At 68.1% G+C, this 22,754-nt stretch carries 19 protein-coding genes and 1 tRNA gene; 11 read left to right on the forward strand and 9 right to left on the reverse strand.

Translation table 11 applies throughout. The features are described from left to right. Positions 1–103: 103 nt before the first annotated feature. The 3 genes from NM203_RS00110 to NM203_RS00120 all read left to right on the forward strand — a co-directional run bounded on the left by NM203_RS00110 (position 104) and on the right by NM203_RS00120 (position 3,522). Entirely contained in the window at positions 104–1,315 is a 1,212-nt protein-coding gene (locus NM203_RS00110; protein ID WP_013471007.1) for a tyrosine-type recombinase/integrase, read from the forward strand. A 20-nt stretch (positions 1,316–1,335) separates the two neighbouring features. Further along, a tRNA-Leu gene (locus NM203_RS00115) sits at positions 1,336–1,409 on the forward strand. 760 nt (positions 1,410–2,169) lie between these two features. Further along, positions 2,170–3,522 carry a flavin monoamine oxidase family protein gene (locus NM203_RS00120; RefSeq protein WP_255057558.1) on the forward strand — a complete coding sequence of 451 codons (1,353 nt, stop codon included), beginning with the start codon at positions 2,170–2,172 and terminating at the stop codon, positions 3,520–3,522. Between the two features lie 56 nt (positions 3,523–3,578). On the opposite strand, the gene NM203_RS00125 is transcribed toward NM203_RS00120, so the two are convergent. After that, positions 3,579–3,707, reverse strand: a complete 129-nt coding sequence (locus NM203_RS00125) for an Ig-like domain-containing protein (RefSeq protein ID WP_255057559.1) — start codon at positions 3,705–3,707, stop codon at positions 3,579–3,581. 59 nt (positions 3,708–3,766) lie between these two features. On the opposite strand from NM203_RS00125, the gene NM203_RS00130 reads away from it, so the two are divergent. Then, entirely contained in the window at positions 3,767–5,545 is a 1,779-nt protein-coding gene (locus NM203_RS00130; RefSeq protein WP_255057560.1) for a serine/threonine-protein kinase, read from the forward strand. On the opposite strand, the gene NM203_RS00135 is transcribed toward NM203_RS00130, so the two are convergent. Beyond that, positions 5,542–6,438 (reverse strand): hypothetical protein, encoded by an 897-nt coding sequence (locus tag NM203_RS00135; RefSeq protein WP_255057561.1) that lies wholly within the window; start codon positions 6,436–6,438, stop codon positions 5,542–5,544. The two genes, NM203_RS00130 and NM203_RS00135, sit on opposite strands and share 4 nt — an antisense overlap. Next, a complete protein-coding gene (locus tag NM203_RS00140; protein WP_255057562.1) occupies positions 6,419–7,069 on the reverse strand; it encodes a hypothetical protein in 651 nt (216 codons plus the stop codon). Before NM203_RS00140 ends, NM203_RS00135 begins: the two co-directional genes overlap by 20 nt. Before the next feature lie 560 nt (positions 7,070–7,629). Between NM203_RS00140 and NM203_RS00145 the strand changes: the two genes are divergently transcribed. From NM203_RS00145 to NM203_RS00160, 4 genes are all read left to right on the forward strand, one after another. Continuing rightward, positions 7,630–7,941, forward strand: a complete 312-nt coding sequence (locus tag NM203_RS00145; RefSeq protein WP_255057563.1) for a hypothetical protein — start codon at positions 7,630–7,632, stop codon at positions 7,939–7,941. Positions 7,942–7,986: 45 nt separating this feature from the next. Then, a complete protein-coding gene (locus NM203_RS00150; protein WP_255057564.1) occupies positions 7,987–8,331 on the forward strand; it encodes a heme-binding protein in 345 nt (114 codons plus the stop codon). A gap of 70 nt (positions 8,332–8,401) precedes the next feature. Further along, complete coding sequence (locus tag NM203_RS00155) at positions 8,402–9,301, forward strand: metal-dependent hydrolase (RefSeq protein ID WP_255057565.1); 900 nt, start codon at positions 8,402–8,404, stop codon at positions 9,299–9,301. Beyond that, entirely contained in the window at positions 9,301–10,401 is a 1,101-nt protein-coding gene (locus NM203_RS00160) for a PDR/VanB family oxidoreductase (RefSeq protein ID WP_255057566.1), read from the forward strand. Before NM203_RS00155 ends, NM203_RS00160 begins: the two co-directional genes overlap by 1 nt. On the opposite strand, the gene NM203_RS00165 is transcribed toward NM203_RS00160, so the two are convergent. From NM203_RS00165 to NM203_RS00175, 3 genes are all read right to left on the reverse strand, one after another. After that, positions 10,385–12,133 carry a hypothetical protein gene (locus tag NM203_RS00165; protein WP_255057567.1) on the reverse strand — a complete coding sequence of 583 codons (1,749 nt, stop codon included), beginning with the start codon at positions 12,131–12,133 and terminating at the stop codon, positions 10,385–10,387. The two genes, NM203_RS00160 and NM203_RS00165, sit on opposite strands and share 17 nt — an antisense overlap. Before the next feature lie 90 nt (positions 12,134–12,223). Continuing rightward, the gene (locus NM203_RS00170; protein ID WP_308212794.1) at positions 12,224–13,159 is read right to left on the reverse strand and encodes a phosphotransferase; all 936 of its coding nucleotides are present in this window, start codon (positions 13,157–13,159) and stop codon (positions 12,224–12,226) included. A gap of 24 nt (positions 13,160–13,183) precedes the next feature. Continuing rightward, positions 13,184–15,586, reverse strand: coding sequence for an FAD-dependent oxidoreductase (locus NM203_RS00175; protein WP_255057569.1), 2,403 nt, complete (start codon positions 15,584–15,586; stop codon positions 13,184–13,186). Between the two features lie 162 nt (positions 15,587–15,748). Here NM203_RS00175 and NM203_RS33275 point away from each other — a divergent pair, with 162 nt between their 5' ends. Both NM203_RS33275 and NM203_RS00185 read left to right on the forward strand, forming a co-directional pair. Beyond that, positions 15,749–18,034, forward strand: coding sequence for a CocE/NonD family hydrolase (locus tag NM203_RS33275; RefSeq protein WP_255057570.1), 2,286 nt, complete (start codon positions 15,749–15,751; stop codon positions 18,032–18,034). 30 nt (positions 18,035–18,064) lie between these two features. Next, entirely contained in the window at positions 18,065–18,349 is a 285-nt protein-coding gene (locus NM203_RS00185; RefSeq protein WP_255057571.1) for a hypothetical protein, read from the forward strand. Here NM203_RS00185 and NM203_RS00190 read toward each other — a convergent pair. Further along, positions 18,346–19,284 carry an SDR family oxidoreductase gene (locus NM203_RS00190; RefSeq protein ID WP_255057572.1) on the reverse strand — a complete coding sequence of 313 codons (939 nt, stop codon included), beginning with the start codon at positions 19,282–19,284 and terminating at the stop codon, positions 18,346–18,348. The genes NM203_RS00185 and NM203_RS00190 overlap by 4 nt on opposite strands. A 141-nt stretch (positions 19,285–19,425) precedes the next feature. Between NM203_RS00190 and NM203_RS00195 the strand changes: the two genes are divergently transcribed. Beyond that, a complete protein-coding gene (locus tag NM203_RS00195) occupies positions 19,426–20,286 on the forward strand; it encodes a helix-turn-helix transcriptional regulator (RefSeq protein ID WP_255057573.1) in 861 nt (286 codons plus the stop codon). Here NM203_RS00195 and NM203_RS00200 read toward each other — a convergent pair. Then, entirely contained in the window at positions 20,247–21,110 is an 864-nt protein-coding gene (locus NM203_RS00200; RefSeq protein WP_255057574.1) for a helix-turn-helix transcriptional regulator, read from the reverse strand. The two genes, NM203_RS00195 and NM203_RS00200, sit on opposite strands and share 40 nt — an antisense overlap. A gap of 58 nt (positions 21,111–21,168) precedes the next feature. Next, entirely contained in the window at positions 21,169–22,554 is a 1,386-nt protein-coding gene (locus tag NM203_RS00205; RefSeq protein ID WP_255057575.1) for a hypothetical protein, read from the reverse strand. Positions 22,555–22,754 lie beyond the last annotated feature (200 nt).

Consider the following 22,754-nt stretch of genomic DNA (forward strand, 5'->3'; position numbering starts at 1 on the left):
AGTATTTCCGGTCATGGTGCTTCGGATTGAGTTGGCCGAAGGTCGAAGAACGATGGATCGCAAAGCGGACGGATGACGCGGGTTACTGCGGTATGTTCGATTCGTGATCACCCGGAACGAGCGAGCGGGTATCGACGACCGCTGGCACAAGCGCGTCAAAGATCCGGACGGAACGATGCGCACCGAGAGATCCGCGGTGTACGGCAAGGTGTCGCGCTGGCGCGTCAGGTGGGTTGATGCCACCGGAGCCGAGCGCACCAAGAGCTTCCAGCGCAAGCCGGATGCACAGGCCTATCTGAACGGTCTCACTGCGGACGTTCAGCGCGGTGAGTATGTCGATCCCCGCAAGAGTGCCGAAACGTTCGGCACGGTCGCCGAGCAGTGGTTCACCACCAAACAGCATCGGAAGCCGAAAACCGTTGCAGGGTATCGCTCGTTGCTCGACACGGTGGTGTTGCCCAAGTGGGAAGACGTCCCGCTGAAACGGCTCGACTACGAGTCGTACTCGACCTGGCTGGGCGCTCTGTCTGTCGATGGTGGGCAACGAGGCGCGGGTCTGTCGGCAAGCCGGATCACCCAGGCGCACCAGCTCGTCGGCGCTGTCCTCAAATACGCGCAACGAACCGGCAAGGTCGCGAAGAACGTCGCTCTGGAGATAAAGCGGGATGAGGATCTTCCCGAACAAGCCGAGCGTGAGCGGCGGTATCTGAGTCATGCCGAGCTGTTGATGCTGGCCAAGGCTGCCGATCGGTTCGAGACGCTGACGCTGGTCCTCGGCTACTGCGGGCTGAGGTTCGGCGAAGCCGTAGCACTGAGGCGCCGGCATGTGGGTGACCGCGTGCTCACGGTGCGATCGTCCGCGACCGCGGTCACCGGTAAGGGCATCGTCGAGTCAACGACCAAGACGAAGCGGGATCGCCACGTGCCGGTACCCGAACCTGTGTGGAAGCGGCTTCACGCTGAATTGCCTACCGATCCGAATGCACTGGTGTTCCCGAGCCGCAAAGGCGGGTTCTTGCCGCTCGGCGAGTACCGGTGGGCGTTCGACAATGCGTGCGCCGAAGTCGGGATCGAGGGGCTGGTACCCCATGGCCTAAGGCACACCACGGCGTCGCTGGCGATCAGCGCAGGCGCTAACGTCAAGGTCGTGCAACGGCTACTTGGACACGCGACGGCGGCGATGACGCTCGACCGCTACGGTCACTTGCTCAACGATGATCTGAGCGGTGTCGCCGATGCGCTGGGCAAGGCCATCGACAGTACTGCGGTATCACTGCGGTACTCGGGACGTCAGAAAAAGGCCGAAACGGCCTGAAGTATGCTCTGAGCTGCAAAGCCCCCATAGCCCAATTGGCAGAGGCAGCGGACTTAAAATCCGCCAAGTGTGAGTTCGAGTCTCACTGGGGGCACACCATAGGTGCGCATCGCCTCGGGCCGCAGTTGCTTACCGGTCGGATAGGAAATCCTCCCCGTCGAGGGGCTAATTCTGGCCCAACGGCGATTACACGGACCCCGTGATCTCAGAAGAATTCCTCCCGTGAAGCGGCGCGACCGCGCCGCCAACTAACCACGAGGAGTAGAGAATGACAACACCCGCCGAACCGCGCGCGTCGCCCGAGCCATCGGCGCCGTTTGCATTGGCCTTTGTATTGCGCTCGCATCAGCCGCCGGCGCCAGCGCCGAGGAAAAGCAGACTGAGGCGGAAATCAAGGCTGGGTGCAAGGAAGCCGCTGGCCGGTACGAAACCAGTTCGGGCCCGAAGGGTCGGGTCTCGACGTGTTCGTACAAAACGATCGACGGTACGACCTGGATCGACGTGTACGTCGACGGCACTTACACAAACACCCTGAACGAAGCCAAGCCGGAAATTCCCACGCCGCCGCAAGTACCCAATTCGGACCTTGCACCGCCGCGGTTTGGTTAGTGGTGACCGGCGTCATTATCCCCGGAATTGCGTTACCGTATCCATTAGCTGTCGTACCGCCCACAAGACCAATTCCGGGCCGGAACCGTAATACCGCGCGGGTAACGGCGGAACTGCGTTACCGCTTCCATGTAGGTGCTGCATTGGCCGGTTGGTCCCCAGCGCGCCGGCTCGAGGCGTGCTGCCTAGGCACCCGAAGTGCGAAAACCATCCATCCTCGTGTGGCCGGGTGCAGCATCGCGTGCATGAGCGATGTGGATGTCTGTGTGGTGGGCGCGGGGTTCGCGGGACTGACTGCGGCGTTGCGACTGAAGCGGTCGGGACATTCCGTGGCGTTACTCGAGGCACGCGACCGGGTCGGTGGGCGCACGTTCACCGTCAGCGGTCCGGACGGTCTCTGGATCGATCGCGGCGGTGCGTGGATTGGACCCGGCCAGGACGCGATCCTTCGCTTGATGCGCGAATTCGACGTGCCCAGTTACAAGCAGTACGTCGACGGCAGGGCGATCATGGTCACAGGCGGCAAGCAGTACCGGTACAAGGGGACGATCCCGTTGACGATGAGTCCGTGGGTCGTCGCCAACATGGGTGCGGTCTTCGCGGAACTCGGCCACATGTCGAAATCGATTCCACTGGAAGCGCCGTGGACCGCGAAGAACGCCGACAAGTGGGACCGCATCACCCTCGCCGACTGGCTCGACCGTCACACCTTGTCCGAGCAGGCGCGGACGCTGCTCGAGGCGGCGATCGCGGGCTGCCACACGTCCGCGGGATCCGAGGTGTCGATGCTATTCGCGTTGTACCAGATGGCATCCGGCGGCGGCCCCGGTTTCCTGCTCGGCGTGGAGAACGGTGCTGAGGACGCCAGGCCCGTCGGCGGCATGGGTGCGATCTCTGGTCCGATGACGACCGAACTCGGTGATGCCGTGCACCTGAACCGGCCGGTGCGACGCATCGTCCAGGACGACGACGGCGTGACGGTGCACGCCAACGGCATCACGATACGAGCCCGCCGTGTGGTGGTCGCGGTCCCGATCGCGATTGCCGGCCAGATCCTGTACGAACCGATGCTTCCGGTCGACCGGTCGTTTCTGCACCAGCGGATGCCCAGCGGCGCGGTCATCAAGACCAACCTGGTCTACCGCACCCCGTTCTGGCGCGACGACGGACTCAGCGGCCAGTCGTTCGCGCCGGGTTCACCGGCCACGCTCACCATCGACGCCTCGACCGACCGGCCGCAACCCGGCGTGCTGTGCGTCATCGATGAGGGGCCGATGGCGCGGCGGCTGACGAAGCTGGGACCGGCCGACCGCCGCCGCGCCGTACTCGCGTCCGTCGCCGAGCGCCTCGGCGAAAAAGTCCGCACGCCAGTCGATTACGTGGAGCAGAACTGGACCGTCGAGCGCTACTCGGGTGGCGGGATGATGAGCCACGCGCCCACTGGTGTGCTCACCGAATTCGGTCCCGCGCTGCGGGAACCGTGCGGTCGCGTCCACTGGGCCGGCACCGAATCGTCAGCCGTGATGTGCGGATGGGTCGACGGCGCGGTGCGCTCAGGGGAGCGGGCTGCGGCGGAGGTGGTGGCGCAACTCGTGTAGGCGAACCCCGATCGCGCGTTTACCCGCCCGGACACGAGCGTCAGCGGAGTCGACCCTCAGCTGATGACGAGGGTGACGGTCGCGACCGCGCTGTCGACGATGCCGTCATTGACCTCGTAGGTGAAGGAATCCTGTCCGGTGAACCCCGTCTTCCTCCGCACCGAACCGGGATCGGTCTGTGCCACACCGGTGCGCGATGGAACTTTGCTCGTTACCATGCTGTGCGTGTGGGGGCGGTGCGCCAGTGGATGAGGAGTTCGGCCGCTATCGGCTGTCCGGGCTGATCGGCAAGGGCGGCATGGGCCAGGTCTATCGAGCCCACGACACCGAGATCGGCCGGGACGTCGCGATCAAGGTATTGCCCGCCGACCTCGTCGGGGAACCGGGCTATCGCGAACGCTTCCGCCGCGAGGCCTACACCGTCGCCCGTTTGAACGAGCCGCACATCATCCCGATCTACGACACCGGCGAGATCGACGGTCGGCTGTATCTGGTGATGCCGATCGTCGAGGGTGTCGACCTGCAGACCCTGCTCGCCCGCGATGAGGCGATGACCCCGGCCCTCGCGGTGAAGGTGATCGAACAGGTGGCCGCCGCGTTGGACGCCGCGCACGCCGCCGGACTGGTGCACCGTGACATCAAGCCGTCGAACGTGCTGATGACGTCCACCGAGTTCGCCTACCTGATCGATTTCGGAATTGCCCACGACACCAAGGAAACCCGGCTCACGCAGACCGGCTCCGTCATCGGCACCCTGGCCTACATGGCACCCGAGCGATTCACCACCGGCTCCGCCGACGCCCGCGCCGACGTCTACGCGCTCGCGTGCGTGCTTCACGAGTGCCTGACGGGGCAGTCGCCCTATCCGGGCAAGAGCATGGAGCAGGTGATGGCCGGGCACCTCACGATGGACCCGCCGCGCCCCGCGGCCCTCAAACCCGGTGTCCCGCCAGGCTTCGATCCGGTCATCGCCCGCGGTATGGCGAAAGACCCCGACCGGCGCTACCAGACCGCAACCGAACTGGCGGTCGCGGCACGGGTGGCGCTGAGCGCCAACGCCGGGCCCACCGCGACGACTCCGGCCCCCGCCGACCCGGCAGACGACGCGACATTCGTGATCGACCGCCCCGAACCCGAGACGGCGGTGATCGCGCCGCCGTCCCCGAAGCCTCCGGCGGACCGGCCGGCCGCCGCCGCGGTGTCGACGCCACGCGTCACCACCCCACAGCAGCCGGCAGCCCCACAGCAGCCGGCAGCCCCACAGCAGCCTGTAGCGCCACAGCAGCCGGCGGCCCCGCCGTCGCCGGCGATCCCGTTCGTCGTCGCCGCCGTGCTGGCCCTGGCCGCTGTCGCGGTCGCCCTCATCGGGCTCGGCGCTCCGCCGGTAGGTGGTGACCTGCCGCCCGGCGCGGTGACCGTCAACGGCATCGACCCGAGCCTCACCGGGGAGGTCAGTGTCGACCTGTCCAAACCGCTGTCTCTGGCTGTCGCCGCGCCGGGGGCGGGCGCGGTCACGTTGGCGCTCAACATCTTCGGTGTGCCGGTGGGACATCGCGAGGCGGCCCTGGCGCCAGGCCCGACGGGCGGCGTCGCCACCCTGCCCTCGCCCGTCAACCGGTTCGTGCTCGCCGGGCGAGTGCCCGCCGAGATCACCGTGCTGCGCGAGGGCGCCCCCGTGGGCACGTACCGCTTCACGCTCAACAGCACTCAGCCCGCCACCGTCACCGTGACCGCGCTCGTGACGCTGGTGCTCTTGCTGCTCGCCGCCGCCTACGTGGAATCGCACCTGCGGGTGCTGCGGCGCGGACGCGAGAGGCCCACGTCGATGGTCGCGGTGCCCGTGTTCTCCGCGGTGTTCGCCGTGGGCGTCGTCGTCGCCGCCTGGGTGCTGCTCGCCAAGCCACCGACCGTCACCACCCTTGCGGTGTCAGCGGGATTGGCCGCGGGGGCGGGTCTGGCCGCCGCCATCGGATCGAGCCGGGCCGGACGTCGCGCCCGCGCGCGACGTCCGGGACGACGCTAACCGCCCGTTTCGGGAATCAGGGTTGTACGGTCGCCCGTCTTATCGAGATCGGCGGTCGCCGCGACGACGGTGTCCTGCTCGTTCAGCGGGCCCGGCTCCGCGTCGTCGGGCTCCAACTCGTCGTCGGGCTCCAGGTCATCGTCGTCGTCGGAGTCGTCCTGCGTCGGCGAGAAGTAGCCGAGCGCGAAGAACACCGCGGCGGTGATGCCCGCGATCAACAACCACGTCCCGGTGCGAGGCACCCACCAGCGTGCAACCGATGCGGTGAACGCCAACACGAGTCCGACGCCGATGCCGGGGGACAGCAGTCGCAATGCTCGCCGGAACCGGTTCATCGAAGTCTTGTGTCGCGCAATGGCAATCGCGGCGTCGATGATCGCCAGCGTCGTGAGCACCAGCAGCGCCAGCCCCAGTACGCCGTAGACCGACAGCAACGAGCCGCGGACGTCGGCGACGGTGTCGACCACCGCAACCACATCGCGGTCGGGATTGCGGACGACCACCTCGGTGTCCATCAGCCCGGTCGCCTGGCTCTTGAGATCGGTGAGGTCGAGGTCGTACTGCACGCTGCTGGTGGCACCGGGAGCGACGGTGAGCTCGACTCCGGTGCTGTAGCTGAAGAACGTCAGCCCCAGCACCTTCCCGACCAGCTGCACCGAACCGATGTCGATCGGGGTCTGCCCGCCGTTGGTCACGTCGACCGTGACGTCGATACTCCTGTCGGGATACAGCGGAATCGGTTCGGCCGTCGCGGCGACGGCCACGTCGCGCCCGTCGACGGTCACCGTCGCCCTGATCGGTTGGTCCTCGGCGGCGGCTGCCGGTGCGCACACCAGCACGGCGGCGATGCCGGCGGCGACTGCGGCGAGCGTCCTACGTGGTGGTCGGTGCATGGTTTCTCCTGCCCACGGTCCAATGCGACGCGATCCGGTGGCCGTAGATCCAGGCCACCACCATCGTGAAGATCAGGATCACGGTGAGCGCCTGTGTGCCCGGCTCCGCGCTGCTGGTGAGGAGCACCTGCGGGGACGCCGGCACCGGCAGCGGCGGGGCCGCCGGAGGCTCGGGAATCATCGGCTGCTCGACCGGCGCGGGCGCGATCGGGACGGCTACGGGAACCGCTACCGGGACCGGCGGTTCGACGATCACGGGCACGTTGACGGGCTCGGGTGCGGGTGCGGGTTCGTACACGGGTGTCACCGGAATGACGACAGGCGGTGGCACGTCGGGAATCTCAGGTCTGCGCACGACCACGGTCTGCCCGGTGACGGTCGACTCCACCACCGGGATCTTGGATTGGGATCCGCCCGGCCCACCGCCGCCACCCTTGCCGTCTGAGTCGGGGTTTCTCGAACTCGGAAAGTTCGGCAGGCCGGGGAAGTTGGGCGTGATGTTGACGTCTCCGTCACCACCGCCGGGCGCTGGCTCGGCGTACGCGACCGTCGGGCCGGCGGCGGTCACCGCGCCGAGGCCGATCACCGCGACGACAAGAGCATCACGGGCAATATCAATCGGTGAACGCATCAGGACTCCCTCCCCAGAGCGACGAACCGTCCCGGAGGACGGACCTCGCGATCTTGATAGCTTGCTGTGAGTTTACGCCGCCTTGAGCGGAACCAAAATAGCCCTTGAGCTGCAGTTTCATGCGCATGGAATGCGTTCGTCCGGTGTTGCCGAAACGTCGCTCACGTAAATAGGCGGGCACACATCCGGCGCGGCACTGCACATTCGGCAAACGCATTCGACCCGTGCCGCTCCGGCCGGGCGGTCGGTGCCGGACGCTCAGCTCCCCGCTCATTCGCGCTCCTCGAAGGGCAGTAAGGCGTACATCGTCTTCTCGAAATTCGACACGACGGATGCGGCTACCGATCCCAAGGTCGACACCCGGACGCGAGCACTCGTCAGGGGGCAGAGCGCACCACGCTCGGCAACCGAAGTGCACGGCAACGGTACGTCTGTTCGACGGCGGGACTTTGGACCCTACTGTGGGCGCATCCTCGGTGATTGTCTTCTTGCTCCATACAGGTTTCGGCGTGTGATCGATGTGTCGACGCGGCGGAGCCGACTTCAAGTAGGGGGCAGTCGTGCTATCGAGACCGCGCTACCCGGGTTCAGGACTTGCACTCGGCTTCGCGTTCGCCGCCATCGTTTCCGCCGCGCCGGCCTCGGCGGATTGCACTAGCGCCGGTGCGGCGACAGTGTGTGCTCAAGGCAGTGTCCGGGGTGGTGGGCCGGACGCCCCCATCGCGGGGCCGGTTTATCCCTCCTATTGCGCAGACCCGTGGTACTGCGACGACGGCTGGGATATGGACGTGATCGTTGATCCGCGCCCGCCCAACATCGACATCGGCCGCCCCGGCCGCCCCGGCGGAGGCGGCGGGATAGGCCCACGCTGAGCGGTGCCACTGTTCGACAACCACTGTCAATCAAGGAGTCATCTCATGTTCTCTCGTAGCCTCATCGGAACCGCTGTCCTCGTCGGCGCAACGCTTGTCGGCACCGCGGCGACCGCTGCCGCTGATCCGCCGAATTGCACGGCCGCCGACCTCGCGGGCGTCATGTCGGGGGTGTCGGCGGGGACATCGGCCTATCTGTTCACCCACCCCGATGTGAACAACTTCTTCACCGGCCTCAAGGGGAAGAGCAGGGATCAGATGCGCGTGGACCTGGAGGCGTACATGGCGGCGAACCCGCAGGTGCGCGACGAGTTGAGGGCGGTCAGGCAGGCCGCCACCGATTTCCGTGAACGCTGTGATGCGCCCCTGCCCGAGGCACCGCTGGGTTGACGGCGCCGGGCGCGATCCCGCCGCAACCCACGGCCGTAGACTCCCCTCGTCGGCGCGAGAGGAGTCCGCCATGCCGCAACCGGAACGCTGCGAGCACGAGATCGACCCCGGTCCCGTGCAGATCCAGCCGCGCAAGGTGCACTTCGACTTCTCCGACAGCCCGCTGCACTGGATTCCGGGGCACCCGGTCGCATCGGCGATGATCGGAATCCTCAACGTGGTGCTGCCGGCCGCCGAGCGCTGGTTCGTCGCCACCTACAACGAGGCACTGCCGCTGGTCGACGATCCCAAACTCGCCGACGACATCCGCGGCTTCATCGGCCAGGAGGCCATCCACGCCGACGTCCACGAACGGGCGTTGCACGAGTTCATGGAGACCCGCGGCGTCGACCCGAAGCCGATGGTCGATCAGGTCGACTACATGTTCGCCCACGTGCTCGGACCGTCGCGGTCGACCAACCCGGAGCGCAGGCACAGCCAGCTGTGCAACCGGCTGTGGTTGATCGCCGCTCTCGAGCACTACACGGCGGTGCTCGGTGACTTCGCGCTGAACAGCACCTGGGACGAGTTCGGCGCCGACCCGACGTTCGTCGACGTCTTCCGGTGGCACGGCGCGGAGGAGGTCGAGCACCGGCACGTAGCGCACGACGTCGCCACCTACTTCGACAACAGCTACTGGAGTCGGATCGGCGCGATGCTGATCGCCGTGTGCCTTCTCGTCTTCGGGTTCCAGCGCTTCCTGTGGTACCTGATCAAGAACGATCCCGACGTCGACTTCGGCTGGCTGGGAATGCAGAAGCGCCGCTACGTGGACTCCAAGCTCGGGCTGCTGCCCACGTACCGAAAACTCGTCGGCACCAACACCCTCACCTACTTCCGGCCGTCGTTCACACCCGACAGCATGGGATCGACGGCGCAGGCCGTCGCGTACCTGGCGAGCTCGCCTGCCGCCAGGGCGGCCCATCTGTGATGGCGGTGTCCCCTCGGCGTTCCGGAGTGCCGCCCAGCGCGTCGGGCAGGACGCGCCACGACCCGCTGCTCGGCGCCGCACACGTTGCGCTCGCGGCCTTTTGGGGACTCACCGCCACCCTGCGCCGTCGCCGCCCCCGTCCCGGAGGCGACCGGACGCAGACGCTCGAGATCGCGGAACGTCGAGTCGTCGCCCGCGATCAGGACGTGGTTGCGCTCACCCTGGTGAACCCGCAGCGCGGGGAGTTGCCGCCGTGGTTTCCCGGTGCCCACATCGACGTTCACCTGCCGAGCGGTCGGGTCCGTCAATACTCGTTGAACGGCGATCCGCGGGTGCGCGACGCGTATCGCATTGCGGTGCGGCGCATCCCGACCGGAGGCGGCGGATCCACCGAGGTGCACGACGCGCTCGTGGTCGGCTCGACGGTCACCACCTCTGGACCCCGCAACGCGTTCCCGCTGTCCGTTCCCGGCTTCGGGTCCCCGGCCCGCCGGTTCCGGTTCCTCGCGGGCGGGATCGGGATCACGCCGATTCTGCCGATGCTGCACGAGGCGGAGCGCCTCGGCGTCGACTGGTCGATGGTCTACACCGGCCGCAGCCGCGACAGCCTGCCCTTCCTCGACGACGTGCTGGCCTTCGGTGACCGGGTCGAGATCCGCACCGACGACGAGGCCGGCCTGCCGACTGCCGACGACCTGCTCGGCGCCTGCCCCGACGGCACCTCCGTCTACGCGTGCGGTCCGGCGGCGATGCTGACCGCGGTGCGAAGCAGATTGGCCGGCCGACGCCACGTCGAACTGCATTTCGAGCGATTCGCCGCGCCGCCGGTGGTGGACGGTCAGCCGTTCTCGGCGTGCATCGCCTCGACCGGCGACGTGGTCGACGTGGGCGCCGACGAGACGCTGCTGGCCGCGCTCCGGCGATCGCGCGTGGCGGTGCCCTACTCCTGTCAGCAGGGATTCTGCGGCACGTGCCGCACCGGGGTGCTCGGCGGAGAAGTCGACCACCGCGACACGCTGCTCACCGACCCCGAGCGTGCGGCCGGCGCGATGCTCGTGTGCGTGTCCCGATCCACGGAGCGGATCACCCTCGACCTCTGAGTGCCGCGGCGAACGTCTCGTTGACGAAGGCGTCGCTGCAATCGTCGAGCGTGATGCGCGTGTGATTGGTCAGGCCGGGGGCGTACATCGCGAGAAGCTTGCCGTTCACGAGCGTCGTGGGGCAGGTGGGGTAGACCACCAGATCGGTCTCGGAGACGGCCCTCAACTCGTCGGCATCCGGTGTCGACACCGTGCGCCACGGATCGGCCGCGATGTGCAGTGACCGTGGCGCACCACGGTCCATCAGATAGGGGAACACGTTGTAGCTGGAGAGCGACCAGATCGTGTCGAACCGCACGCCGGCACGCGCTTCCAAGGCGCGGATGGAGTCGATCGCCTCGTCCACTCCCAGAAGGTAGGACGCGTGGAAGTCCGGGTCGTGGAAGAGCAGGGGGCTGGGAGTGTCCTCGAGGTCGATGAAGTCCTCGTAGAACACCCGGTGTTCCGGATAGAAGGCCGTCATGTGTTCGACCCGAAGGGCGACGTCGGGGCGCAGGGCCACCTGACCGAGGCTCTTCAGGTTGTGGGTGTCCAGCGGAACCGTCACCGCCGAGCCGACGAACACGCGTGCGGCTCGACCGATGACCTCCACCGGGGGCGGCAGCACCGCGGCCGCCACCAGAGCCGCCACCGTCAACCCGACGAGCGGCCGCGCGCGGAAGCGCCGCATCCTGAGGATCACGCGCAGGCACACCGGCCAGATGAAGATGAGCGCTTGGCTACCGAGGTTCTGAGTTTCGAAGAAGAGCCCGGCGAAGAGCACCACCAGCAACCAGCACGCAGGGTGATTTACGGCGGCGGAAAGCCTTGTTGCACTGCGGAATCGGAGAGCGGAACGCATGACGGACCCGAGCGTGCGCCGGTCCGCCCACAGCACCACCAGGGACAGCGCACCGATGGCGGCGAACATGCCGAAGTTGAGCGAGGCCGCCTGCAGGAACCGAGGAAGCAGTAGGGCCCTGTTGATGCCGACCAGTTCGGAGATGTCGCCGACGTAGTCGCCCACCAGTCCCGTCGTCAGTTCCAGTCCGGCCAGCAGCAGTGCGAACGCGGCCACCGCAGCCTGCACATTGCGGACCGTGAGTCGGCCCGCGAGGAAGGCGAAGCCGACGATCATCGCCGCAGTGAGGAATCCGGTGATCTTCACGAAGAACAGGGCGGACAGGGCGAACGTGACGATCATGGTCAGCAGGCGGCGGTTGCGGACGAAGACCAGAGCCGCCACCACGACGTACAGCAGTGAGCACACCTGCCGGTTGTAGATGCCGAACCCGTCCACTCCGGGGAGCGGGTAGTAGTCGATGGTGTTGAACGGGAGCAGCGCGAAGAGCAGGAACGGAATCAGCAGGGCGAATGCCGTTGCACGAGAACGCTTCGCGACGTCGTGCAGGACCACCGCCAGCAGGGGTGCCGTGACGACGAGGATGGACCACTGCGCGAGGAGCACCGGCTGTCCGACCGGGAAGACCGTCAACCCGATCGCGAACAGGTAGTAGCCGAGTGGCCCGACGGGTGTCGCGAAGTCTCGTGCGGGCATCCCACCGTCGAAGATGCGGTTCGCCGCATCGAAGTACTGGTACACGTCGTGGTACATCGCGCCGATCGTGACGACCTGCGGGGTCGTCAGCGCCAAGGCGACGATCAGCATCGTGACCAGCAGCACCGCGTTCGGGGACAGGAGCTCCCGCAGTCGGGACGGGGCCCGTTGGGCGTGCATTACCGCCACGGCCACCCCGCACCCCCTCAATACTGTCGGCGGCGCAATTATGGCCCTGCTGGTGCACTTTTAGCAAACACGTGGCCGGAGCCCGCGGATTACGGATCAGTCGTCAGCCTGCGCGTCCTCGAGCAGTCGGTCGAAATCCGGGCCGGTGAACTCGGCGACCGCGCCGTCGTAACGTTCCATGGCCCATTCCCAGAAGTCGAAGTCCAGCGGACTGGAAGCGCTCTGGATGGCGCCCCACAGCGTCCACCCGTACTTGGAGACGATGCCCTGCAGTCGCGCGCGAGCGATCTTGTGGCGCAGGGTTTTTCCGTAGTACGTGCTGACGAGCTCATCGAGTTGGTCGAGCGACAGTCGGCACTCGCTCCAGATGTTGCCCAACTCGAAGCACGGGTCGTTGTTTCCGGAGTACTCGTAGTCGATGAGCCAGATCTTCTCGCCGTCGTCGACGAAGTTGCCCGCCAGCAGATCGTTGTTACACGGCAGCGTGGACCGATCGGTTGCGGTCAGTACCCGCTCGATCGACGCGAACCGGTCCGCGTACTCGAGGTAGTCCGACGGGATGCGGAAGCCCTTGTCGAGAACCGTCTTCAGGTATTCCGGTTGGCGTTCGAACATGTCGAAGTCGTCGCGGAATCGCGGCCCGGCGTGCAATGCGCGGCAGGCCTGTGCTGCGCGGGTGATCACACCGGGACGCCCGAAGTCCTTGTTCTCCAAAGTGATTCCCTCGAGGTATCCGATCAGCAGGATGCCGAGGTCGGGCCGATAGTCGATGACAGGGGCGCCGACGCCCGCTTCCGCGGCGGCCTTGGTGTTGTGGAACTCGTTGTCGCGGTCGATGCCCAGCAGGTTGTTGCTGGTGTCGGTGCACCTCGCCACGTACGTCGCCGTGGATGTGGTGATCTTGACGTTGTAGTTGGTCAGGCCGCCGGAGAGTTCCTCCAGCTGTCGGGGCTGACCGGCGAGCGCGGGAAGCTGATCGAGGAGCGAGTGCAGCTGGTCATCGCCGAGAAACGCCATTCCCGACTGTCTCACGGGACGGTCGCCCGTGCGGCGCGATCACGCCCGAACGCGTTCACCTTTCGGGTCGTAGAGCGGCCCGTCGAGCAGTCTCGCCGGGTAGCGCCGGGTCATCACCTCGACCTCGAATCCGTCGGCGTCCAGCTCAACCGGCAGCGGCGCCGAGAACGTGGTCAGCCCGACGGTGTGGCCGTAACCGGCGCTGCGCACCGACACCCGCGTGTCGGTTGCGTTGTGCACCAGCATCTCGCCGCCGTGCATGACGACGTCCGCGTCGGTGGTGAACCATCGCAGACGTCGCTCGACCTTCGCCGCCCGCAGCGCCGGTCCCGCCAGCAGGTCGGGCTTGTCCGCGGCGACGCAGAAGCCGAGGCCCACCTCGTACGGGGTGTTGTCCGAACGCATGTCGGTGGCCCAGGCGAGATACTGCTTCTCCAGTCGCAGCGTCTCCACCGCCCGGTAGCCGACATCGCGGATCCCATGGGGCGCGCCGGCTTCGATGATCTTGTCGTACAGGTCGCCCACGTACTCGGTGGGCACGTGGAACTCCCAGCCGAGTTCGCCGACGTAGGTGGCCCGCAGCGCGATGACCGGTGCCCAGCCGAGGTCGGCGCGCTGTGCCGTCATGTACGGGAACGCGGCACCTGCGAAGTCGGTGGTGCTGAGCGCTGCGACGACGTCACGGGACTTCGGTCCGCAGACGTTGAGCACCCCGTAGTGCGACGTGACGTCGGCGATGACGACGCTGCCGTCGGTGGGGGCGTGCTGCAACAGGAACGCGACGTCGTGGCGGCCGAATCCGCTGCCGGTGACCAGATAGAAGTGCTCGGCGGCCAGTCGGGTGACGGTGACGTCGGCCTCGATGCCGCCCCGCTCGTTGAGCAACTGGGTGTAGGTGATCTTGCCGATCGCGGTGTCCATGTCCCCGCCGGCCACGCGCTGCAACAGGGCGAGCGCGCCGCGACCGGTGATGTCGAACTTGGCGAACGACGACTGGTCGATCACGCCGACAGCGGAGCGCACCGCGGCGTGTTCGGCTGCCACGAAAGCCCAGGCGTTGCTGCGACCGAACGTCGGCGTCTCCTCGGTGCCGACGTGTTCGGGATCGAACCAGTTGGCTCGCTCGTAGCCGAACTTGTTGCCGAACACCGCGCCTCGCGCGGTGAGCCGGTCGAAGGTGGCGCTGCGGCGCTGGCCGCGCGGCGGGCGGCTCGCGGCGTTGGGGAACGCGATGTCGTAGTAGTGGCCGTAGGCCTGCACCGACGACATGTCGAGCACCGTCGGCAGGCTGTGCGGGGTGCCGAATCGCCGAACATCGAAGTGCCACAAGTCCATTCCGGGGTCACCGTCGATGATCCAGTTGGCCATCGCAGCTCCCGCGCCGCCGGCCGCCGCGATACCCGCCGAGAAGCCGCAGCAGTGGATGAGGTTGTCGATGTCCTCGGTCCGGCCCATGATCGGCTCGGCGTCGGGGGAGAACGGGATCGGGCCGTTGACCCAGGTGTGAATACCCATGTCCCCGAACGCTGGTAGCCGATGGGCGGCACCCTCGGCCAGCCCTTCGAAGCGATCGTGATTCGGTGCGAACAGCTCGGGGCCGATGTCCCGCGGAATCGTCCGCCAGCACGCCTTGGTGCCCGTCTCCCAGCCGCCGACGACCAGCGCCCCCGCTTCGGGTTTGAGGTAGAACCGCGCGTCGGGGTCGCGGAACGTCGGCAGGTCGGCGGGCAGGTCGTCGGATTTCTCGGTGACGACGTACTGGTGCTCGACGGCGTTGACCGCGACGTCGACACCGGCCAGGCGCGCCGTCTCCGCACCCCACATGCCGGTCGCGTTGACCAGCACGTCGCATTCGATGCGGCCCTGCTCGGTGACGACCGCGCTCACCCGGCGCCCGACGCGTTCGATCGCATCGACGCGGCACTGCTGGACGATGCGCACTCCTGCGGTGCGTGCGCCGGTGGCAAACGAGTGCGTCAGCTGGTTGGGGTCGACGTAACCGTCCGATGGAGTCCAGGTGGCGCCGTGGATTCCGGCCGTGTTCAGCAGCGGGAACAGTTCCGCGGCCTCCCTCGGGCCAACGAGGTGGATGTCGAATCCGAAGCTCTTGCCCTGCGTGTAAACGCGTTGCAGCTCCTCCCAGCGTGCCGGGCTGGATGCCACCCGCAGGCCGCCGACCCCGTGCCAGCCGGTCGGATAGCCGGTGACGTTCTCCAGGGTTCGGTAGGTCTGGACGCTCTTCTGCATCAGTTGGGTCAGGCTGGCGCTGCTTCGCAACTGGCCGACGAGACCCGCGGCGTGCCAGGTGCTTCCCTCGGTCAAGGCCTTGCGCTCGACCAGCGTCACGTCGGTGCGGCCCCGCCGGGCGAGGTGATAGGCGATGCTGACGCCGATGACGCCGCCCCCGATGATCACGATTTCACTGCGAGTGAGGACGCCCATGGTCCTAGGTTGGCACGTCGACCTCCGGTTCGTGGGGCGTCGCCGTGTCGTTCGTCCGTGCAACGAACGATTCGCGGCGGGTCTTCGGATTCGCCGGTGTCGATAGCAAACGCCTCCCTACGATGAGCCCCATTCGCTCCCGTCGGAAGGACGACTCAATTGGTGTCAGCTAGGACGGGTGGGCTCGCCGTCGCCATCGGTATCGGATACGCCGTCGCCTTCGGCGCCGGGGTGGCGTCGGCCGACCCATCGGACGGGTCCAGCAGCGCCGACTCGTCGGCATCGTCATCGTCCTCGTCGGAGGCGGGTCAGTCGTCACCGTCGGCCGAGAAGTCGACTGAACCGTCGTCGTCCGGGTCGGCGCAGTCGACGGCGCCGAAGACCTCGGCGACCGCCGACGCGAAGGCCGACCGCGACGAGGAGAAGCCGGACAAGACGAGTCGCACGAAGCGCGAAGCCCGAACCCAGACCGACACCGAGACCGACACCGACACCGAGACCGAGACCGAGACCGAGACCGAGACCGAGACCGAGACCGAGACCGAGACGCCTGAGGTCGACGCCCCCGCTGTCACCGCGACGGTTACCGACACGGCCGAGGAGAAGCACGCCCCGCAGTCGGTGATGAGCAGTGCACCCACCGAGCTGCCGTCGACACCTGCGGACACGCCGGCGATCTGGACCGTCGCCGCCGCCGCTCGCCGCGAGCTCGCCGGCGCCACACCCGCTGTTGCGCAAGCGAACAGCGTCGCGACGGCCAACGTCACCGCTGCCGTCGCCGCCGCGGCACCGGCTGTCGTGGCGATCGAGCAGCACCCGCCGCTGGAGGTGTTCCAGCACATCCCGGTCCTCGGCCCCGCGTTCATCACCCCGATCGTCGCGCTGATCCACCAGATCCCGATCGCCGGCGACATCCTGCATCCGTTCATCGGCTACCCGGTGCAGTGGGGGCTGTCGCCGGGTGCCCCGCGGCCACGCGACGTCAAGGTGGTCTCGTTCGACGGCACTCAGATCTACGTGCACTTCATGCCTGCGTCCGGACTCGCGCAGGGCGGCACCGCGCCGACCGTGCTGAACGGCCCCGGCCTCGGCGCCACCGGCGCGACGAATCTCGACGGCACGTTCCTCGATCCGATCCTCGCCGACACCGTCGGCATGCTGAGCCCCGGAACCCTGCGTCAAGCGGGCTACAACGTCGTCACCTGGGATCCCCGCGGCGAATGGAACTCGGGCGGCACGCTGGAGCTCAACGCCGCCGAGTTCGAGGGTCGCGACATGTCGGCGATCATCAGCTGGATCGCCACCCAGCCCGAGGTGCTCCTCGACGGTCCCGGTGACCCGCGGCTCGGCATGGTCGGCGTGTCCTACGGTGGCGGAATCCAATTGGTGACCGCGGCCAACGACACCAGGGTCGACGCGATCGTCCCCGCGATCGCGTACAACCGCCTGGACACGTCGCTCTACAAGAGCGGGGCCTTCAAGACGAGCTGGGCCACCCCGCTGACGGCCGTGCTCCAGATCCTGGGCGGTCGCATCAACCCCCGAATCCTGCCCGCCACGATCTACGGCGACCTCACGGGCGACCTGTCGCCGGAGGATCTGGCGCTGTTCCTGTCGCGCAACCCGGACGTCTCGAAGATCACGGTCCCGACGCTGCTGGTCCACGGAACCGTCGACAACCTGTTCTCACTGGCCGAAGCGGACGCCACCGCGCAGACGCTGCTCGCGAATCAGGTTGCCACCAAGGTCATCTGGTTCTGCGGCGGGCACGGAGTCTGCGCCAACAACCTGTTCGATCTGAGCGACGGGGTGCTGATTCGGCAGCGGACGCTCGAGTGGTTGGACAGGTACGTCAAGGAGGACCCCGGTGTGGACACGGGTCCGGAGTTCGAGTGGGTCGACCAACGCGGACAGTGGTATTCATCGGCGAAGTACCCGGTGACGAAGGGTGCCTCCCTCGAGGCGGCCATCGACGGTGCCCGCACGCTGCCGCTGATTCCTTACCTCGGTGGATCGGGGGTGCCCTTCGTGCCGTACGCGCTCGGCGCCGCCAACGCGGTGAACGTGAGGGTTCCGGCGAGTACCGCCACGTCGTATCTGGTGGGGGCTCCATCGCTGACGATGACCTACACGGGCACCGGGACCGCCAGCCACGTCTACGCCCAGCTCGTCGACGACACGACGGGGATGGTGCTGGGAAGTATCGTCACTCCGGTGCCGGTCACGCTGGACGGCGCGACGCACGAGCTCACCATCGATCTCGAACCCGTCTCCCACACGCTGCGTCCCGGTCAGACGGTGACGCTGCAGCTCGTCTCCAGTGCGGGTCTCTACCAGACGATCCTGCCGTCCACGGGAACGCTCACCATCTCGAGCCTGCAGGTGTCGGTGCCCACGGCGGACCCGGGCGCCGTCACACCGTTCTCGGTGGGCGACCTCACCGCGTAGCGCGACGCCCCCGCTCGGTACGGTTGGTGCATGCACGACGACGAGCTGGACGACGCGATCGACGACGAGTTGGCCGAGGACGAGGCCGAATTGAGCGAACAGGACGAGAACGCGTCGATGCTGTCGATTCGCCGCGCGGACGGCACCGAAGTGGTGAGCATCGTCTGCACCTACGACGAATGGAACGTGCAGGTGCAGCCCGGCGGTGCGGTCCGCGGCGCCCACATCGGCTCGCGCTCCGACACGCCGGTCCTGATCGACACAACGCTGGACATCGAGCGCGACGAGGACGGCACGTACGTCATCCGGCTCTAGGTCGTCGCGAACCGCACGCCGACGAGGCGCTCCGACAACTCCCACAACCGTGCGGCGTCGGCCGGATCGCTCGCGGGTGCGTAGACGTCCTGTAGTGCCGGTGCGCCCGTCAGGTGCTGAAAACCCCTCGGGCCGTAAAACTTCCCGCCTTCGGACTCGGGGTGGACGGCGGCGTACAGTGCGGGCAGCAGGCCCCGATCGACGGTCTGGGTCAGGACGCCGAGTCGCGACGTGAACCGGATGACGCGCACCGCGACGGTGTCACTCGACCGGCCCATCTGCGGCTGCGCGGCCAGCAGGTTGGTGGCGGTGACGCCGGGGTGCGCGACATTGCTGGTGATGCCCCAGCCGGCCCGCCTGCTGCGGCGATCCAACTCGAGGCCGAACATCAGGTTGGCGATCTTCGATTGGCTGTAGGCCCGGCCCACGTCGTAGGACTGCTCGAAATCGGTGTCGGCCCAGTTGATCGCATTCGACCTCGCCGCGATGCTCGACTGCGTCGTGACCCGCGCACCGCCCGCCTGCAACAGCGGAAGCAGCTGCGCGGTCAACGCGAAGTGCGCGAGATGGTTGGTGCCCCATTGCAGTTCGAATCCGTCGGCGGTGGTCTGGCGTTGCGGAGGGTTCATCACGCCCGCGTTGTTGATCAGCAGGTGGATCGGCCGTCCCTCGGCGACGAGCTCGCCGGCCAGGTGCGCCACCGACTGGAGCGACGAGAGATCCATCCGACGGGTGCTGACGCGGGCTCCCGGCACGGTGCCGCGGATGGTGTCGACGGCGGCCCGTCCCTTCTCGGCGTTGCGCACCGGCAGCACCACCTCGGCTCCGGCCGCCGCCAGCCGTCGGGCCAACCCCAGGCCGATACCGTCGCTGCCGCCGGTGACGACGGCCAGCCTGCCCGTGAGCTCGGGTACGTCCACTTCTGCGCGAGACATCGTGTTCCCTTTCGTTATGCGGTTGCTCACCAGCGTGGCGGGTTCCGCCGAAGTCATTCAGGGCGCGCGCATCCACTGATCGGCGATCCCCGGATCACTGCGACCTTCTCCAGAAGGCGCGGTGCGACGCACCATCGACACGTGGTCCCCACCCCGCTCGACCTCGACTTCGTGGCGGGTCAACTGCGCGCCCGGCGGCGGATGCTGCAGCCGGAGCACGTGGGGTTGCCGCGTGGCCGACGGCGACGTACGCCGGGACTGCGCAGGGAGGAGGTCGCCGCCCTGTGCGCGATGTCGCCGGCGTACTACGGCCGCCTGGAACGGCACTGCGGCCCGCGGCCGTCGCCGATCACGTTGGCGCGCATCGCCCGCGGTCTGCGGTTCTCCGACGTCGAACGGGACCGGTTGTTCATCGCGGCCGGGTACGACCCGGCCCGGCGGTCGATCGGGCTCACCCACCTGGCACCGCAGTGGATGCACGTGCTCGACCGTCTCGCCGACACTCCGGCGCTGGCGGTCGACGCGGTGGGTGGCGTGCTGCACCAGACGGCTCCGGCGGCCGCACTGTTCGGCGCGGCCATCGACTACGCCGGGTGGGAACGCAGCGCGTACTACCGGTGGTTCACGTCACCGCGCGAGCGCAATCGCCACGACGTAGCGGAGCACTCGACGATCGGCGCGGAGATCGCGGCGGAGTTGCGCAGCGCAGTGCACGGCGAACACGTCGGTCCGGTGGCGGATCTCGTTCACCTGCTGCTGCGTCGCAGCGGCGAGTTCGCCGAACTCTGGCGCAGCCCCGGCCCGGCCGTCGATCCGACCAGGCGCTGCCGGATCGTCCATCGCGAGCTCGGGGTCATCGAGCTCAATCGAGACGTGTTCTGTGAGAGGAACTTTCGGCTGGTGATCTATACGCCCGTGGCCGGGTCGACGATCGCGCTCGAGCTGGCGACGGTGCTAGGTCATCACCGGTTCGATGCGAAGGCGGCGCCGTCGCGGAGGTAGGACTGCGGGTCGGCGCCCAGCAGCGTCAGTTTGGCGTGACTGGCCGTGCCCGGTTCGGCGGTGAAGACCAGCAGCGCGTGCAACTGGACCGGGTCGTAGAGGCTCTGACACTGCACCTCGAGGACGCCGAGCTTCGGATGTGCGATGCGCTTGTCGAGTTCGGGCGGCTGCGTGACGTCGTGGTGTTTCCAGAGTGCGGCGAACTCGTCGCTGCGGCTCAGCAGGTCCTCGACGATCTCCGCCGCGCGGGAGTGGGCTCCGTCGCGGGCGTACGCGACGCGCGCGCCCGCAGTGAACGATCGCCCGACCCTGTCGTGGTCCTCTTCCGGATAGACCAGACGTGCGGCGTCGTCGGTGAACCACCGGTAGACGACACTGCGGGCGTTGCCCCGGTGGATCGTCTCGTCGCCCAGCAGCGCGCGCGCCGCGGGAGTCTGCACCAGGGTCTCGCCCAGTGACGACATCACCTGAGCCGGGGTGTCCTGCAGCCGATCGAGGATCCGCATCGTGGCGGGGCTGACGTGGTCGCCGCCGAGGGTGCGGGCCGGCGCGTTGTGCCCGGCCAGTCGGAAGAGGTGATCGCGCTCGTCGAGTGACAGCCGCAGCGCGCGCGCCAGCGAGGCCAGCACCTCGGGTGACGGTTGGGGTCCGCGCTGCTGCTCCATCCGGCAGTAGTAGTCGGTCGAGATCGAGGCGAGTGCCGCCACCTCCTCGCGGCGCAGGCCGCTGGTGCGTCGCCGGGAGCCCGGCGGCAGACCGACGTCCTCTGGTATCAGCGCTTCGCGTCGGATGCGCAGGAAATCGGCTAACTGCCCCTGGTCCATGAACCCAGTGTCCCCGTCGTCGAGGTGGGGAGGCAGGGATCGGTGGACCCTGGCGCGCTCAGGCGCTGGGCGCACCGCTTCCGCCGGCACCGCCGCTGCCGCCGCTCCCGCCGTTGGCGCCGCTGCCGCTGTTGCCAGCGGCACCGTTGCCGCCGCCGCCGGGGGTCTGACCACTGCTGCCCGCGCCGCCTCCGCCGCCCTGTCCGCCGGTTCCGCCGCTGGCGCCGGTGCCGCCCGCGCCCGTGGAGCCACCGGTTCCGCCGGTGCCACCCTGGCCACCCTTGCCGCCCGCGCCGGTGCCGCTCTCGCCACCGTTGCCGCCGATACCACCGGTGCCGCCTCCGCCGCCGGTGGCGCCCGCACCGGTGCCACCCTGTCCGCCGGTGCCGCCGGTACCACCCGAACCGCCTGCGCCGCCGGTGATTTCGCCTGTTCCACCCTTGCCGCCTGCGCCACCCGTCCCGCCGGTGGTGCCGTCGCCGCCGGCGGTCTCGTCCGCAGTACCGGTACCGCCGGAGCCGCCCGCACCGCCGGTGCCTCCGACGGCTCCCGCGCCGCCGTTGCCGCCCGCGGCGCCGTCACTCGCGGGCTGGCCCGTGTTGTCGACGCCGTTGCCTCCGGCGCCGCCGGTGCCGCCGTTGCCCGTAGCACCGTCTCCGCCCAGGAGTCCGCCGCTGCCACCGGCGCCCGCACTGCCGCCGTCGCCGCCCTTGCCGGGCGCGTCGATGCCGTTGCTGAAGCCGGTGCCTCCGGTACCACCCTGGCCGCCGGTGCCGCCGCTGCCTCCGAACAGACCGCCCGACCCGCCGGCGCCGCCCTGCCCGCCTGCGCCTCCGGCCTCGCCGCCGGCTGCGCCCGCAACGCCGGTTCCGCCCTGTCCACCGGTGCCGCCGTTGCCGAAGAAGAGACCGCCGTTACCGCCGCGCCCACCGACGCCACCCGCGACGCCCTGGCCGCCGGCCCCGCCGTTGCCGAAGTAAAGTCCTCCGGCTCCGCCTCTGCCGCCGTTGGCGCCGGCGCCGCCGTTGCCGAACAGGAGTCCTCCGGCGCCACCGTTGCAGGCGTCGCCCGTGCAGTCCGCCTGCGCACTGAGCCCGTTGCCGATGAGCCAGCCGCCGTCGCCGATCGGCCGGAAGAGGTTGAATCCGTTGGCATCCGAGACCGCGAGCAGCGCGGTGGGTGCGATCGCCGAGGGGGAGAACGACGCGCCGCCGCCGATCAGGCCGCCGCTGGAGCCGTCGCCCACGTACCAGGGGACTGACGGAGGGGCTTCGAACACCGACTCGACGTTCACCAGCTGCACCTCGGGGCTGACATCGGCCGCCACCGGCGATCCCGGAGGGCTGGCGAGCAGGACGCCGACGCCGATCATCGCGGCACCGCCGACTCCGGTGGTCGCGTACTGGCGAGCTGACACCCGTGGGGTCTTGCGGTGCTTGGACATGGTTGAGCCCCCCTGTTGGACATGCCCGGCCCGCCATGGGTCGGTACATGCTGTGACTTTCTCGTGACCGACAGCAAACAACATATGTTTCTAAACGTGAACGGTCAAGGATCATTTAATTGACGTGATAGCAAGTGCAATACGCGCGATGTCACATGTCCGAACAGGCTGATTCGAGTAGGGAGCAAATCGGCAGCGGG

Source organism: Mycolicibacterium arenosum (genome assembly GCF_024320865.1).
Lineage (GTDB): Bacteria > Actinomycetota > Actinomycetes > Mycobacteriales > Mycobacteriaceae > Mycobacterium > Mycobacterium arenosum.

Coding starts and splice junctions, on each gene's coding strand:
- NM203_RS00120 (WP_255057558.1), top strand. CDS start 2,170: ATGAGCGATGTGGATGTCTGTGTGGTGGGCGCGGGGTTCGCGGGACTG.
- NM203_RS00135 (WP_255057561.1), bottom strand. CDS start 6,438: ATGCACCGACCACCACGTAGGACGCTCGCCGCAGTCGCCGCCGGCATC.
- NM203_RS00140 (WP_255057562.1), bottom strand. CDS start 7,069: ATGCGTTCACCGATTGATATTGCCCGTGATGCTCTTGTCGTCGCGGTG.
- NM203_RS00150 (WP_255057564.1), top strand. CDS start 7,987: ATGTTCTCTCGTAGCCTCATCGGAACCGCTGTCCTCGTCGGCGCAACG.
- NM203_RS00155 (WP_255057565.1), top strand. CDS start 8,402: ATGCCGCAACCGGAACGCTGCGAGCACGAGATCGACCCCGGTCCCGTG.
- NM203_RS00160 (WP_255057566.1), top strand. CDS start 9,301: ATGGCGGTGTCCCCTCGGCGTTCCGGAGTGCCGCCCAGCGCGTCGGGC.
- NM203_RS00175 (WP_255057569.1), bottom strand. CDS start 15,586: ATGGGCGTCCTCACTCGCAGTGAAATCGTGATCATCGGGGGCGGCGTC.
- NM203_RS00185 (WP_255057571.1), top strand. CDS start 18,065: ATGCACGACGACGAGCTGGACGACGCGATCGACGACGAGTTGGCCGAG.
- NM203_RS00190 (WP_255057572.1), bottom strand. CDS start 19,284: ATGTCTCGCGCAGAAGTGGACGTACCCGAGCTCACGGGCAGGCTGGCC.
- NM203_RS00200 (WP_255057574.1), bottom strand. CDS start 21,110: ATGGACCAGGGGCAGTTAGCCGATTTCCTGCGCATCCGACGCGAAGCG.
- NM203_RS00205 (WP_255057575.1), bottom strand. CDS start 22,554: ATGTCCAAGCACCGCAAGACCCCACGGGTGTCAGCTCGCCAGTACGCG.